Source organism: uncultured Corynebacterium sp., assembly GCF_947253065.1.
In the GTDB taxonomy this organism is placed as follows: Bacteria; Actinomycetota; Actinomycetes; order Mycobacteriales; family Mycobacteriaceae; genus Corynebacterium.
In genome coordinates, this window is sequence record NZ_CAMXWS010000005.1 from 1 (window position 1) to 12685 (window position 12685).

Here is a 12685-nt window from a genome sequence, read left to right on the forward strand (position 1 = left end):
CTTCTGCTGTGTGGAATGTCGGCTTTGATGGTGGTCAAGGTGTCGGTTCGTTCGTCTTCGGCGGCATTATCGCTGGAGTTGGTGCGCCAGGTGCCTTCACTGCCTCGGCACTGGTTATCGTCGCAGGCATTGTGATGACTACCGCGGACTGGCTCATTGGCAAACGCCGCCTCGGCCGGTAATGGCAACGGTGCTGACGTAACTGGGTGAGACGGGAGCGCTACACTTTCCACTCATGAGCAACGTGGTGGCACTCCTTGATTACGGCGCAGGAAATCTTCGATCAGCACAGCGTGCGCTGGAGCACGTTGGCGCAGACGTTGTAGTCACGCGAGATCCGCTGATCGCGGTGGAAGCTGACGGACTAGTAGTGCCAGGGGTCGGTGCATTCGACGCGTGCATGCGTGGGCTGAAGGACGTCGCTGGACCACGGTTGATCGGGCAGCGCTTGGCGGGGGACCGACCGGTATTGGGCATCTGTGTTGGCCTGCAGGTGATGTTTGAAAAGGGCGTTGAGCACGGCATTGAGGCGGAAGGCTGTGGGGAGTGGCCGGGGGTCGTCGAAAAGCTTGATGCACCGGTGCTTCCGCACATGGGCTGGAACACCGTCGATGTGGCAAGTGGTTCTGAAATGTTCGCCGGACTCGATGAGGATGCACGGTTCTACTTTGTGCATTCCTACGGTGTGCAGAAATGGGAGATGGCGGAGGATGAGTTCATCGCCGCCCCCAAAGTCTCCTGGTCGGAGCACGGCAATTCGCGCTTCGTCGCAGCCGTGGAAAACGGTCCGTTGTGGGCGACACAGTTCCACCCGGAGAAGTCCGGGGATGCCGGGTTGACGTTATTACAGAATTGGGTCGGTCATCTGAATTAGACTGCGCATATGAGTTTCACTGTTCTGCCCGCAGTAGATGTCGTCGACGGCCAGGCGGTCCGCCTTGACCAGGGGGAAGCTGGTACGGAGAAGAATTACGGAGCGCCGCTGGATGCGGCACTCCAATGGCAAGCAGAGGGCGCGGAGTGGCTGCACTTCGTGGACCTGGATGCGGCATTTGGGCGTGGTTCGAACCACGAGCTGATGGCAGAAATCACGCGTGAGCTGTCCATCAATGTTGAACTGACCGGTGGAATTCGTGATGATGCGACTCTTGAACGTGCGTTGGCTACTGGCGCGAAGCGTGTGAATATCGGCACCGCTGCGCTGGAGAACCCTGAGTGGGCGGCAGCGGCGATCAAGAAGCACGGTGATGCGATCGCTGTGGATATTGCTGTGCGCGAAGAAGCAGGGCAGTGGCGCACCAAGGGGCGTGGTTGGACCTCTGATGGCGGTGACCTGTGGGAGGTTCTCGAATATTTTGACGCGGCTGGCTGCACGCGTTTCGTGGTCACCGATGTGAGCAAAGACGGCACCTTGGCGGGGCCGAATGTTGAATTACTCCGCGATGTCTCCGCAGCCACCGATGCTGCAGTGACCGCCTCCGGTGGTGTGTCTTCGGTTGCCGATATTGCAGAGATCGCTCGCTACGCTGACGAGGGCATCGACAGCGTCATCGTGGGAAAGGCGCTGTATGAGAAGCGCTTCACGCTGCGTGAGGCACTGGAGATCGCAGCGAATGCGGGGGACAAGTAGAGCGCAATGCAGGCAGACGAGTTGAACAGGTTCCTCGGCGTTGCCGAGGAAGCAGCGGATGTCGCCCGCTGGCAGTTCGTCGAAGGTCTCGGGGCAGCACCTGCGCTGTACAAGAGCACTAATGATTTCGCCACAGAGGTAGACCTGCAGATTGAAACGACGCTGCGCAAGCACCTCGTTGAATCCACTGGCATTCCGGTGCTGGGTGAAGAAAAAGGCGGCCAGGAACAAAGCCGCATCCTATGGGTGGTTGACCCGATCGATGGAACGGCAAATTTCTCTTCCGGTAATCCGAATTGCGCGGTACTGATTTCGCTCGTCGTCGATGAGCAGCCCGTGGTGGCAGTGACGGATTTGCCGTTGCTGAATATGCGGCTCACAGCTGTTGAAGGGTCGCGCGTGACATTCAATGGTGCCGTGTTACCGCGTATCGACGAAGTCGCGCCGGTTAGCAATCAAATCGGCGTCGGCTCTGTCGGAACGGAGGACTCCGACAGGGTTCCGCCCGATAGTCGCTTGAAGCTGCTCAAGGCATTGCAATACGAGAAGATGCGTCCACGCATCAGCGGCTCAGTGGGGCTGGATCTCGCATTCGTCGCGCAAGGAATTTTCGAGGCAGCGGTGAGTTTCTCGCCGTTCCCCTGGGATAATGCCGCCGGCGTGCTGTTGTCACGTTGCGCAGGTGCGGTGGTCACCGACATCGACGGGGAGCCGTGGTCTTTGGGGTCACTCGGCGTGATCGCTGGGTCCCCTGACGTGCATGAAACGGTGCTGCGTACGATGAAGTCCATTCAGCGTGACGCCGGAAGGAAGTGATGTGGCGATGGCCGTAGCAACCAGGGTGATTCCATGTCTGGACGTGGATAACGGCAGGGTGGTCAAAGGTGTCAATTTTGAGAATCTGCGTGATGCCGGCGACCCCGTGGAATTAGCAAAGCTTTATGGCGAGCAAGGCGCAGATGAGCTGACCTTTTTGGATGTCACCGCTTCGAAGCAAGGGCGTGGCACGATGCTGGACGTCGTGCGTCGTACAGCAGACCAGGTGTTCATTCCGCTCACCGTCGGTGGTGGCGTGCGCACGGAGGAGGATGTGCGTGAGCTGCTTCGTGCCGGTGCCGACAAGGTCTCGGTGAACACGTCCGCGATCGCGCGGCCGGAGTTGCTCAAAGAGTTGTCCGAGGTTTTCGGCGCGCAGTGCATTGTTCTTTCTGTCGACGCGCGCCGGGTGCCGGAGGGCGGTACGCCGCAGCCTTCCGGTTTTGAGGTGACCACTCACGGTGGCACGAAGTCCGCTGAGCTAGACGCGATCGAATGGGCAGTCACGGGTGAAAAGCTCGGAGTGGGGGAGATCCTGCTCAATTCGATGGACGGGGATGGCACGAAGGAAGGCTTCGACATCGAGCTGATTAAGCGCGTGCGCGAGGCGGTTTCGATTCCGGTGATCGCATCTGGTGGTGCCGGCAAGGCTGAACACTTCCCGCCAGCTGTCCAGGCCGGTGCGGATGCAGTGTTGGCCGCATCCATTTTTCACTTCCGCGAGGTGAGCATTGCGCAGGTCAAGCAAGCGCTTGCCGACGCTGGGTGTGAGGTGCGCAGGTAATGGCACAGCAACCCGCAGATGAACTCCGCCCCGAAGACGCCGAACTGACTGCTGATCTTCGTTCACGGGTGCACTTCAACGATGCAGGGCTTGTCCCCGCGATCGTCCAAGCTGCCGGTACCGGTGAAGTTTTGATGATGGCGTGGATGGATGACCACGCATTGGCATACACATTGGCGACTCGGAAGGGCACCTATTTCTCCCGTTCCCGGCAGGAGTACTGGGTCAAAGGATTGACCAGTGGGAATACTCAGCATGTGACAGAAGTTCGGCTCGACTGCGACGGAGACACAGTGCTGATGAAGGTGGAACAGCGCGGTGGTGCGTGCCATACCGGTGACCGCACGTGTTTTGATGCTGATCTGCTTCTCGCCCAGGAGGAAGGATAAGCAGTGAGTGATTCGTCTGCGGAGAAGCGCTTTGCCCGTATCGGTGCATTGCTGATGGGACTCGGAGCTTTGGTGCTCTGGCTGGCATCGCGAGTGACCTGGATGACGGTGAATTATTCCGATGACCGGACCGGCGATGGATCCGTCGATGTCAATGGTGCGACGTGGTCGACTGAGGTCACCGCTGTTGTCTTAGTGCTGCTCGCCGCGTCTGTCGCGGGGTTGGCACTGCGTCGGTTGGGGCGTCGTCTTGTCGGTGCGGTCGGTGCAGTGCTCGCTGCAGCTGTGGTTGTTCCGCCGTTGGGCGTTCTGTTTGGCTCACCGGATCCGGAGCGTGCCAAGGCACTTCTCACGCTGGGTGGCGAGGAAACCACGATCGGCAGCACCGTCGGTGAGACTGCGATTCCGGAATGGGCGACCATCTCCAGTATCGATGTGGCAGCGCTCGGCCCAGCCGTTGCTGTGTTGGGTGCGCTGGTGGCTGTCGCTGGTGGTGTGCTTTTGGCTGTGCGTCCTGGTCAGGATGCTGCGACGGTGAATAAGTACGAGAAGGCTTCGCAGCGCCGCGAGAAGATTGAACACGACCTGGAAGCCGAACCTGATTCGGGGCGTGTGCTGTGGGATGCCATTGATGCAGATATGGATCCGACGGATTCTCCGTCGCAGTCGAAAGATTAGAGACATTGACTAGTCAGGGATGATGCGGTCTTTGGCGATTACATTCTTGTGAAAGTCGCTTGATTTCGTGGACTGAACGAGACCGGATAATCTCATAAGCATGACCGCGGCGCAGGACAAGGCTCAGCTGGTCACCGACGCGACACTCAATCCAGTTGTCGCGGGTGTGCTGGCTGATGTTGCGGAGCGCGAAGCACAAATTCCGTTCAAGGAAATCAAGGCTCGTTCGCGCGATATGCCTGAAACCAGAGATGTTCGTGCCGCACTTTTAGGCCCCGGATGCGGGATCATTGTTGAGATCAAACGTACGTCGCCAGTCTTCGGGCCCACGGGCGTGATCAATTCCATGGCGGATCTCGGCGCGGAGATTGAGGCTGGGGGAGCCGCACTCATCGCATGCCAGACGGAGCGCCTGCGTTTCGATGGCTCGTTGAACGACATGGAGCAGGCCCGCAATGCCACGAGGCTGCCGATGGTGTGCCGCGATGTGATCGTTGACCCGTACCAGATCCATGAGGCCCGCTGCTACGGCGCCGATATGGTGCCGCTGCAGGTGGGACTGCTGGAACAAGCTCGTCTAGAAAGCCTTTTGGACCGCGTGGAATCCCTTGGCATGGTCGGTATGGCCGAGGTGCGCACGATTGAAGAGGCTGATCGGGCATTGCATGCGGGGGCTTCTGTCATCGGTGTGAATTCGTGGACTTTTGACACGAATGATTTGAACCGTGAGGCATTTGGTGAAATTGAACCGGGCCTGCCGGAGAGCGTTCTGCGGATCAGTCTTGGCGGTGTGCGCAATGCGCGGGATGTGATCTCGGCGGCGTCGATAGGCGCGGATGCGGTGCTTGCTGGTGAAGCCGTGATGACAAGCACCAATGTGACCGCTGCAACGCGACGGCTTGTGGCAGCGGGGCAGCATCCCGCCTGCCCATCGCGTTGAATGTGCGCGGGCTATCGCCAAGAGCGCGTTAATCAGGCAAACTGTCTTGCGTGGTTACACAGATCCTGGCTAATTTTCCGTCGCCCCCGCAGGGCGTGTGGCACCTCGGGCCAATCCCGATCCGTGCGTACGCACTGTGCATCATCACCGGCATTATTGTCGCGCTGGCACTAACCCTGCGGCGCTACAAAACTCGCGGTGGGGATCCTGACATGGTGTGGGATGCAGCGATTGTGGCGATCCCAGCTGGCATTATCGGTGGGCGTTTGTACCACGTGATTACGGATCACGACAAGTATTTCGGCCCTGGTAAGGACCCGTGGCAGGTATTCAATTTCTCCGCTGGTGGTTTGGGCATCATGGGCGCGGTCGCGCTGGGCACGCTCGCGGTGTGGGCGCTGTTCAAATTCAAAAAGGTGCCGCTCGCGCCTTTCGCTGATTCTGTGGCACCTGGCATCATCTTGGCGCAGGCAGTCGGGCGTTTGGGGAACTATTTCAACCAGGAGCTCTACGGTCGCCCAACGGATGTGCCGTGGGCGCTGGATATCTTCTACCGCGTCGATGCCAACGGTAATTTCGCTCCGCTGACGGGGCGTTCAACCGGGGAGATCGTCACCAGTGTCCACCCGACATTCCTCTACGAGATGCTGTGGAATCTCGCAGTGTTTGCGTTCTTGCTGTGGGCGGAGCGTCGTTTCCGTTTGGGGCATGGCCGCGTATTTGTTCTCTATATCGCGATGTACAGCTTGGGGCGTATCTTCATGGAAACGATGCGTGATGATGCCGCGAATACGATTTTCGGTCTCCGCGTGAATTTCGTTGTTTCATCTGTGATTTTCATCGCAGCCATTATCGTGTTCTTCCTTATGCGTCGTGGTCGGGAAACCTCGGAAGAGGTCGATCCGCGCGAGGGGAAAGAGCAAGGATTAGCTGCGTCGGAAGATACGGAGACTGCGTCTGACGGCACCGCAACGGCGGTTGCTGGGGCGTCTGCGCGCAAACAGGCGCAAAAGCGAAAGCAGAAGTGATTCGGTAGCGTGGGGTCCGTATCCAATCCTTAACCGGCCAGTTGAGAATGTGAGCTGGCCGCACAGATTAGAAGAAGGAAGCTGTGGATAGACGCACCAAGATTGTTTGCACTCTCGGACCTGCAGTAGCCAGCAAGGACGCAATCGTTGGACTCGTGCGTGACGGCATGAATGTCGCCCGCCTGAACTTCTCGCACGGTGATTACCCGGACCACGAGCAAAACTACAAGTGGGTGCGCGAAGCAACCGATGAGACGGGCCATGCAGTCGGTATTCTTGCCGATCTTCAGGGCCCGAAGATTCGTCTGGGCCGCTTCGAGGGCGACGGTAAGACTTACTGGGAGACCGGTGAGACCGTCCGCATCACGGTCGATGATGTCGTGGGTACGCATGACCGTGTGTCCACCACGTACAAGAATCTTGCAGAGGACGCGAAGCCGGGCGACCGCCTGCTCGTTGACGACGGCAAGGTGGCCTTGGTCTGCAAGGAAGTCGACGGCAACGATGTCGTTTGCGAAGTGACTGAGGGCGGCCCTGTTTCCAATAACAAGGGTGTCTCCCTGCCGGGCATGAACATCTCCGTTCCGGCGCTGAGCGAAAAGGATAAGGCGGACCTGCGCTTTGCTTTGAAGCTCGGTGTGGATTTCATCGCGCTGTCGTTCGTGCGTTCCCCGTCGGATGTGGATCTCGTTCACGAGATCATGGATGAGGAAGGCCGTCGCGTCCCCGTGATCGCCAAGCTGGAGAAGCCAGAAGCAGTTGATGCGCTTGAATCGATCATTCTGGCTTTCGACGCTGTCATGGTTGCCCGCGGTGACCTGGGCGTGGAGATCGCACTTGAGCAGGTGCCGCTGGTGCAGAAGCGCGTGATCCAGATTGCGCGTGAGAACGCCAAGCCGGTGATTGTGGCTACGCAGATGCTCGATTCGATGATCGATAATTCGCGTCCGACTCGTGCAGAGGCATCTGACGTTGCAAACGCGGTGCTTGACGGCACGGACGCTGTGATGCTCTCCGGTGAGACGTCGGTCGGTGTGGACCCGCACAATGTGGTTCGCACCATGGACCGCATCGTTCGTGTGGCCGAGTCGATGGGCTCTGTCCCGCCGCTCAACCATATTCCACGTACCAAGCGTGGCGTGATCTCTTATTCGGCGCGCGATATTGCAGAGCGCCTGAACTCTCGTGCGCTCGTCGCGTTCACCAGCTCGGGTGAGACCGCACGTCGTCTGGCACGTCTGCATTCCCACCTGCCGCTGTTGGTCTTCACTCCGAACCAGGAGGTGCGCTCGCAGCTCGCACTAACGTGGGGTGCGGAGACCTTCCTGTGCCAGAAGGTGGACAACACGGACGAGATGATGGAAGTCGTCGATGCCTCGCTGCTTTCGATTGAGAAGTACAAGGAAGGCGACACCATGGTCATCGTGGCTGGCACCCCGCCGGGAGTCGCTGGCACGACGAACATGATTCACGTGCACCAGCTGGGCGAGGACACGCGCAAGCCGCGCTAAGGACGAGTCCTCGTTACGCTGGAGGGCATGCCTGAAAACACTGAGATTTCTCAGATCGCTGCCGGAATCCATGTCAGGGATGCCCACCTGCACAATTTGAAGAATGTCGACGTAGACATTCCCCGTGGCACGCTCGTCGCAGTGACGGGTGTGTCCGGTTCCGGCAAATCTTCTCTCGCTTTTGGCACGATCCATGGTGAGGGGCAAAGGCGCTACCTCGAATCAGTGGCGCCTTTTGCGCGCCGTCTCATCGGTTCTGCCGTTGACCCACAAGTCAGTGAGATCGAAGGCCTGCCGCCGACGGTGGCTTTGCAGCAATCCACCTCTGGCGGTGGTGCGCGATCCACTGTGGGGACGGTGTCTGCTTTGTCGAATAGTATTCGCCTGCTGTACTCACGCGCCGGGGATAACCCCAAGGGTCTGTACTCCGATTCGTTCTCGCCGAATACGCCGGAGGGCATGTGCCCAACGTGTCAGGGAACGGGCATCGTGCATGAACCGACTGAAGAGTCGATGGTGCCGGACCCCACACTGTCGATTGAGGATGGCGCGATCAAGGCCTGGCCGGGTGCATGGGCAGGGAAGAATTTTCACGACATCCTGCAAACACTGGGCTATGACTTGGATAGCCCGTGGCAGGACTTGTCCAAGAAAGATCGTGACTGGATTCTGTTCACCGATGAACGCCCAGTGGTGACGGTCAAGCCGTTGCGTGGCGCGGATCAGATCCAGCGCAATTATCAGGGCACGTGGCGTTCAGTGGCCAGCTATTTGACCAATACGCTCGCCGAAACACAGTCGGACACGCTGCGTAAGCGAGTGCTGTCCTACATGGAGTCGCGCACGTGTGAGACGTGCAACGGCCGTCGCCTCAACCCTGAGGCACTCAAAGTGACGTACGCGGGTTTGCCTATCGACGAACTCGGGGCCCTGCCGTTAGATCGCGTTTATTCCGTGCTTTCGGGGCAAGAACCTGAGGAGAACTCAGCAGAGGATCTGTTGCTCAAGCAGATCTTGCCCGCGCTGCAGTCTGCGCTGGACCTCGGGTTGGCGCATTTGAGTCTTGACCGCCCGGCGCCGACGCTTTCGGCAGGAGAGTTGCAGCGTATTCGGTTGGCTGCGCAGCTGCGCTCGGGGCTCTTCGGCGTGGCATACGTGTTGGATGAGCCTTCGGCAGGTTTGCACCCAGCGGAGCGTGGTGCAGTGCTTGATATTTGCCGTCGTTTCATTGACGCAGGCAATTCGGTACTGCTCGTCGAGCATGACATGGAGCTAGTTGCGCAGACCGATTGGCTCGTCGATGTGGGACCCCTGGCGGGCGTAAAGGGCGGTGAGGTGGTCTACTCCGGTCCCACCGCGGACTACGACTTGGATACACCGACGGCGAATGCGCTCAATCACCGCGCGCTCACGCTGAATGACGCACCTCGCGACGCAGCTGGAACGCTTTTGCTCGAAGGAGTCCAGGCACGTTCTATTGATGGGCTTGATGTGGACTTCGGTCTGGGTCAATTCACCGCTGTTGCGGGTGTCTCCGGTTCTGGTAAATCCACACTTGTCAGTACCGTGCTCGCTGGGATTTTGCGCGAGGCTGCCTCAACCGTTGCGGATGATGAGGACGACAGCGCGCAGGAGACAGGGGAGTGGAGTGTGAATAAGCACTCCGGCTTCGACACAGTGAGCCGCGTCGTGCAGATCACGCAGAAGCCGATCGGCCGCACCCCGCGTTCAACACTGGCTACCTACACCGGGCTTTTCGACGGCGTGCGTAAACTCTTCGCATCCACACCCGAAGCGAAGAAGCGGAAATGGACGGTCTCCCGATTCTCCTACAACGTCAAGCAGGGGCAATGTCCGACCTGTGGTGGCGCCGGCAAGATCGAAGTCGAGCTGGTGTTCCTTCCGGGGGCGTACACCACATGCCCGGATTGTCATGGTGCCCGCTACAACGACGAGACCCTCGAGATCACTTGGGCTGGTCGCACGATCGCCGACGTGTTGGCTCTAACCGTCGATGAAGCCGCGGAGGTATTCGCTGAGGAACCGAAGATTCTTCGCGCGGTGGAGACCCTTCAGGCGGTCGGTCTGGGCTATCTGACCCTTGGCCAGGGCGCGCCAGAGCTTTCAGGCGGGGAGGCACAGCGCATCAAGCTCGCCACAGAGTTGCAGCGCTCCCGCAACTCGCGCCGGGGCCACACGGTGTACCTGCTGGACGAGCCGACAACGGGCCTGCACCCGGCTGATATTCAACTCTTGGTTACAGAGCTCAATGGACTTGTCGACGCAGGGCAGACCGTGATCGTCGTCGAGCACGACCTCTCGGTGATTGCGCAAGCCGACCGTGTCATTGAGATGGGGCCAGGTGCGGGTGCTGAAGGCGGAAAGATCATTGCTGAAGGAACGCCAAACGCCCTGGCGCAGCATGAAACTGCGACAGGGCGTGTGCTGAACGCGCGGACTAGTTGATCGGCGTCGGCTCGATCTTCCAGACCTCGTTCGCGTAATCACGGATCGTGCGGTCAGAGGAGAAGCGGCCGGATTCGCAGATGTTGATCCAGCACATACGTGCCCACTGCAGTGGGTCGGAGTAGTACTCCTTAGCCATGCGGTCGCGGGTCTCCTTGTAGGAGTCGAAGTCACCCAGGACGTAGTACGGGTCCGGGGTGTTCCAGCCACCGTCGATAAGCAGGGAGTCGCGCAGATCGGAGAACGCGCCGGTGTGGTTGTCGTCCAACGTGCCGTCGATAAGCGCATCGAGCACGCGCTTGATCGCCGGGTTGTTCTCGTAGACCTCGGTCGGGTTGTAGGACTTCTTCAGCTCCGGCAGTTCCTCTTCGCGAGCGCCGAAGATGTAGGCATTGTCCTCGCCGACAGAATCGACGATCTCCACGTTCGCGCCGTCCATCGTGCCCAAGGTGAGCGCGCCGTTCATCATGAACTTCATGTTCGACGTACCGGAAGCTTCCTTGCCGGCGGTGGAAATCTGTTCGGAGACGTCCGTGGCAGGAATGATGTGCTCGGCAGGCGAGACGTTGTAGTTTTCAATGAACACAACGCGGATGTACTTGGATACCTCTGGGTCGTTGTTCACCAGCTCGCCGATGGTGTTGATCAGCTTGATGATCGCCTTGGCTCGGACATAGCCAGGAGCTGCCTTCGCACCGAAGATGAACGTGCGCTTCGGCACATCCTTCTCACCATCCTTGATGCGGAAGTACAGGTCAAGGATGTACATGGCATTGAGCAGCTGACGCTTGTACTCATGCAGGCGCTTGATCTGCGTGTCGTAGATCGACTCCGGATCAATCTCCACATCTTCGTGGACGCGGACCCAGTCAGCGAAATCCTTCTTATTCGCTGCCTTGATCTCGCTGAGCTCCTTCATCACCGCATCATCTTCGGCGTAGTGCCGCAGCTCCTTGAGCTTGTCCATGTCGGTGACCCACTCATCGGAGCCGACCAGGCGGTCGAGCAGCTCAGACAGGCGCGGGTTGCACATGCGCAGCCAACGACGCGGGGTCACACCGTTGGTCTTGTTGTTGAATTTCTGCGGGTACAGCTCGTACCAGTAGTTCAACGTGTCGCGCTTGAGGATGTCGGTGTGGATCGCAGCGACACCATTGATGGAGTAGGAGGCATAGCACGCGATCCACGCCATGTGGACCTTGCCATCGTGAACAGGGGAGTAGTGGTGGATCGTCTCCGGCTCTAGGCCACGGGACGCCATGTCCTCGCGGTAGCGGCGGTCGATCTCCACCACGATTTCCCAAATGCGGTTGAAGAGCTGCTGGAAGATGGACACATCCCAGGTCTCCAGAGCCTCCTCGAGCACCGTGTGGTTGGTGTAGGCGAAGGTCTTGGTGGTGACCTCCCAGGCATCTTCCCAGGACATCCCGTGATCGTCGAGAAGCAGGCGCATCAGCTCCGGAATGCCCAGCACCGGGTGGGTGTCATTGAGCTGCACGGAGTTGTACTTAGCAAAGTCGCGCAGGTCCTCGCCGTGGTGCGCGATGTAGTTGTCGATCATCTCCTGCAGTGAAGCGGAGACGAAGAAGTACTGCTGGCGGACACGCAGCACCTTGCCCTCGTAGGTGGTGTCATTCGGGTACAGCACACGCGTGATGTCGTGGACTGCCTCGCGCTCCAGGATTGCGTCAGCGAAACGCTGGGAGTTGAATGCGTCGTAGTCGAACTCTCGCATCGGGGATGCGTCCCACAGGCGCAGCGTGCCCACGTTGTCTGTGCCATAGCCGGTGATCGGCATGTCATAGGGGATCGCGCGGACGTGCATGTCATCGAATTTCACGATGCGCTGCTGGGAGCCACGACGGACGATGAAGGGGTAGAAGCTCTCCTTCCATGCATCCGGGTGCTCCTTCTGGAAGCCGTCTTCGATTTCCTGACGGAACAGGCCGTAGCGGTACAGCAGGCCGTAGCCGGTGACCGGGTAGTCCTGCGTGACAGCCGAGTCCAGGAAGCAGGCAGCCAGGCGGCCCAGGCCTCCGTTGCCGAGCGCTGCATCGTGCTCAGCCTCCAAGACGTTCAGGAAGTCCTGGCCGTTTTCTTCTGCAGCCTTGATCGCGTCATCGACGAGACCCAGGTTGGTCAGGTTGTTCAGCAGGGCACGGCCCATCAGGAACTCAGCGGAGAAGTAGGCCTGCTGGCGAGTAGCCGAGTAGGCCTCGCGGGTGGCATCCCAGTTATCGGAGAACTGCTCCATCGCAGCCAGGGACAGGCCCGTCCAGAACTTCTTGCGAGTGGAGGCCTCTGGAGTGGAACCAGAGACGGAACGGACGTGACCACCAACAGTGTCAATGAATGCTGGTGGGTGAGCTGGCAAATTCATGCGTTGAATACCTCACGTAGTCAAATCGTTGGATCATCTGAAAAGGATCGCTAACGATCGCCA

Annotated in this window: 11 protein-coding genes and 1 pseudogene; 11 read left to right on the forward strand and 1 reads right to left on the reverse strand. The window is 59.2% G+C overall.

All coding sequences use genetic code 11. The features are described from left to right. The 11 genes and pseudogenes from Q0X21_RS02195 to Q0X21_RS02245 all read left to right on the forward strand — a co-directional run. A pseudogene (locus Q0X21_RS02195) lies at positions 1-182 on the forward strand (MFS transporter); the annotation flags it as partial. A 53-nt stretch (positions 183-235) separates the two neighbouring features. Then, positions 236-874: an imidazole glycerol phosphate synthase subunit HisH gene (gene hisH / locus Q0X21_RS02200; protein ID WP_297850062.1), complete on the forward strand. Its 639-nt coding sequence runs from the start codon at positions 236-238 to the stop codon at positions 872-874. A gap of 9 nt (positions 875-883) precedes the next feature. Next, positions 884-1630, forward strand: a complete 747-nt coding sequence (priA, locus tag Q0X21_RS02205) for a bifunctional 1-(5-phosphoribosyl)-5-((5-phosphoribosylamino)methylideneamino)imidazole-4-carboxamide isomerase/phosphoribosylanthranilate isomerase PriA (protein WP_297850063.1) — start codon at positions 884-886, stop codon at positions 1628-1630. Between the two features lie 6 nt (positions 1631-1636). Beyond that, positions 1637-2446: an inositol monophosphatase family protein gene (locus tag Q0X21_RS02210; protein ID WP_297850064.1), complete on the forward strand. Its 810-nt coding sequence runs from the start codon at positions 1637-1639 to the stop codon at positions 2444-2446. Between the two features lie 7 nt (positions 2447-2453). Further along, positions 2454-3230, forward strand: a complete 777-nt coding sequence (gene hisF / locus Q0X21_RS02215) for an imidazole glycerol phosphate synthase subunit HisF (protein ID WP_297850065.1) — start codon at positions 2454-2456, stop codon at positions 3228-3230. Next, positions 3230-3619: a phosphoribosyl-AMP cyclohydrolase gene (gene hisI, locus Q0X21_RS02220; RefSeq protein WP_297850066.1), complete on the forward strand. Its 390-nt coding sequence runs from the start codon at positions 3230-3232 to the stop codon at positions 3617-3619. Before hisF ends, hisI begins: the two co-directional genes overlap by 1 nt. Before the next feature lie 3 nt (positions 3620-3622). Further along, complete coding sequence (locus Q0X21_RS02225; RefSeq protein ID WP_297850067.1) at positions 3623-4297, forward strand: TIGR02234 family membrane protein; 675 nt, start codon at positions 3623-3625, stop codon at positions 4295-4297. Between the two features lie 100 nt (positions 4298-4397). Next, positions 4398-5237, forward strand: a complete 840-nt coding sequence (locus Q0X21_RS02230) for an indole-3-glycerol-phosphate synthase (protein WP_297850068.1) — start codon at positions 4398-4400, stop codon at positions 5235-5237. Positions 5238-5287: 50 nt separating this feature from the next. Further along, the gene (gene lgt, locus Q0X21_RS02235; protein WP_297850069.1) at positions 5288-6265 is read left to right on the forward strand and encodes a prolipoprotein diacylglyceryl transferase; all 978 of its coding nucleotides are present in this window, start codon (positions 5288-5290) and stop codon (positions 6263-6265) included. An 83-nt stretch (positions 6266-6348) separates the two neighbouring features. After that, positions 6349-7776: a pyruvate kinase gene (gene pyk, locus Q0X21_RS02240; protein ID WP_297850070.1), complete on the forward strand. Its 1428-nt coding sequence runs from the start codon at positions 6349-6351 to the stop codon at positions 7774-7776. Positions 7777-7803: 27 nt separating this feature from the next. After that, complete coding sequence (locus Q0X21_RS02245) at positions 7804-10242, forward strand: excinuclease ABC subunit UvrA (protein WP_297850071.1); 2439 nt, start codon at positions 7804-7806, stop codon at positions 10240-10242. On the opposite strand, the gene Q0X21_RS02250 is transcribed toward Q0X21_RS02245, so the two are convergent. After that, the gene (locus Q0X21_RS02250) at positions 10235-12622 is read right to left on the reverse strand and encodes a glycogen/starch/alpha-glucan phosphorylase (protein WP_297850072.1); all 2388 of its coding nucleotides are present in this window, start codon (positions 12620-12622) and stop codon (positions 10235-10237) included. The two genes, Q0X21_RS02245 and Q0X21_RS02250, sit on opposite strands and share 8 nt — an antisense overlap. Between the last annotated feature and the right edge of the window lie 63 nt (positions 12623-12685).

What these genes read in the sequence shown, in the direction of transcription:
- hisH (WP_297850062.1), top strand. Translation starts at nt 236, where the DNA reads ATGAGCAACGTGGTGGCACTCCTTGATTACGGCGCAGGAAATCTTCGA.
- priA (WP_297850063.1), top strand. Translation starts at nt 884, where the DNA reads ATGAGTTTCACTGTTCTGCCCGCAGTAGATGTCGTCGACGGCCAGGCG.
- Q0X21_RS02210 (WP_297850064.1), top strand. Translation starts at nt 1,637, where the DNA reads ATGCAGGCAGACGAGTTGAACAGGTTCCTCGGCGTTGCCGAGGAAGCA.
- hisF (WP_297850065.1), top strand. Translation starts at nt 2,454, where the DNA reads ATGGCCGTAGCAACCAGGGTGATTCCATGTCTGGACGTGGATAACGGC.
- hisI (WP_297850066.1), top strand. Translation starts at nt 3,230, where the DNA reads ATGGCACAGCAACCCGCAGATGAACTCCGCCCCGAAGACGCCGAACTG.
- Q0X21_RS02230 (WP_297850068.1), top strand. Translation starts at nt 4,398, where the DNA reads ATGACCGCGGCGCAGGACAAGGCTCAGCTGGTCACCGACGCGACACTC.
- Q0X21_RS02245 (WP_297850071.1), top strand. Translation starts at nt 7,804, where the DNA reads ATGCCTGAAAACACTGAGATTTCTCAGATCGCTGCCGGAATCCATGTC.
- Q0X21_RS02250 (WP_297850072.1), bottom strand. Translation starts at nt 12,622, where the DNA reads ATGAATTTGCCAGCTCACCCACCAGCATTCATTGACACTGTTGGTGGT.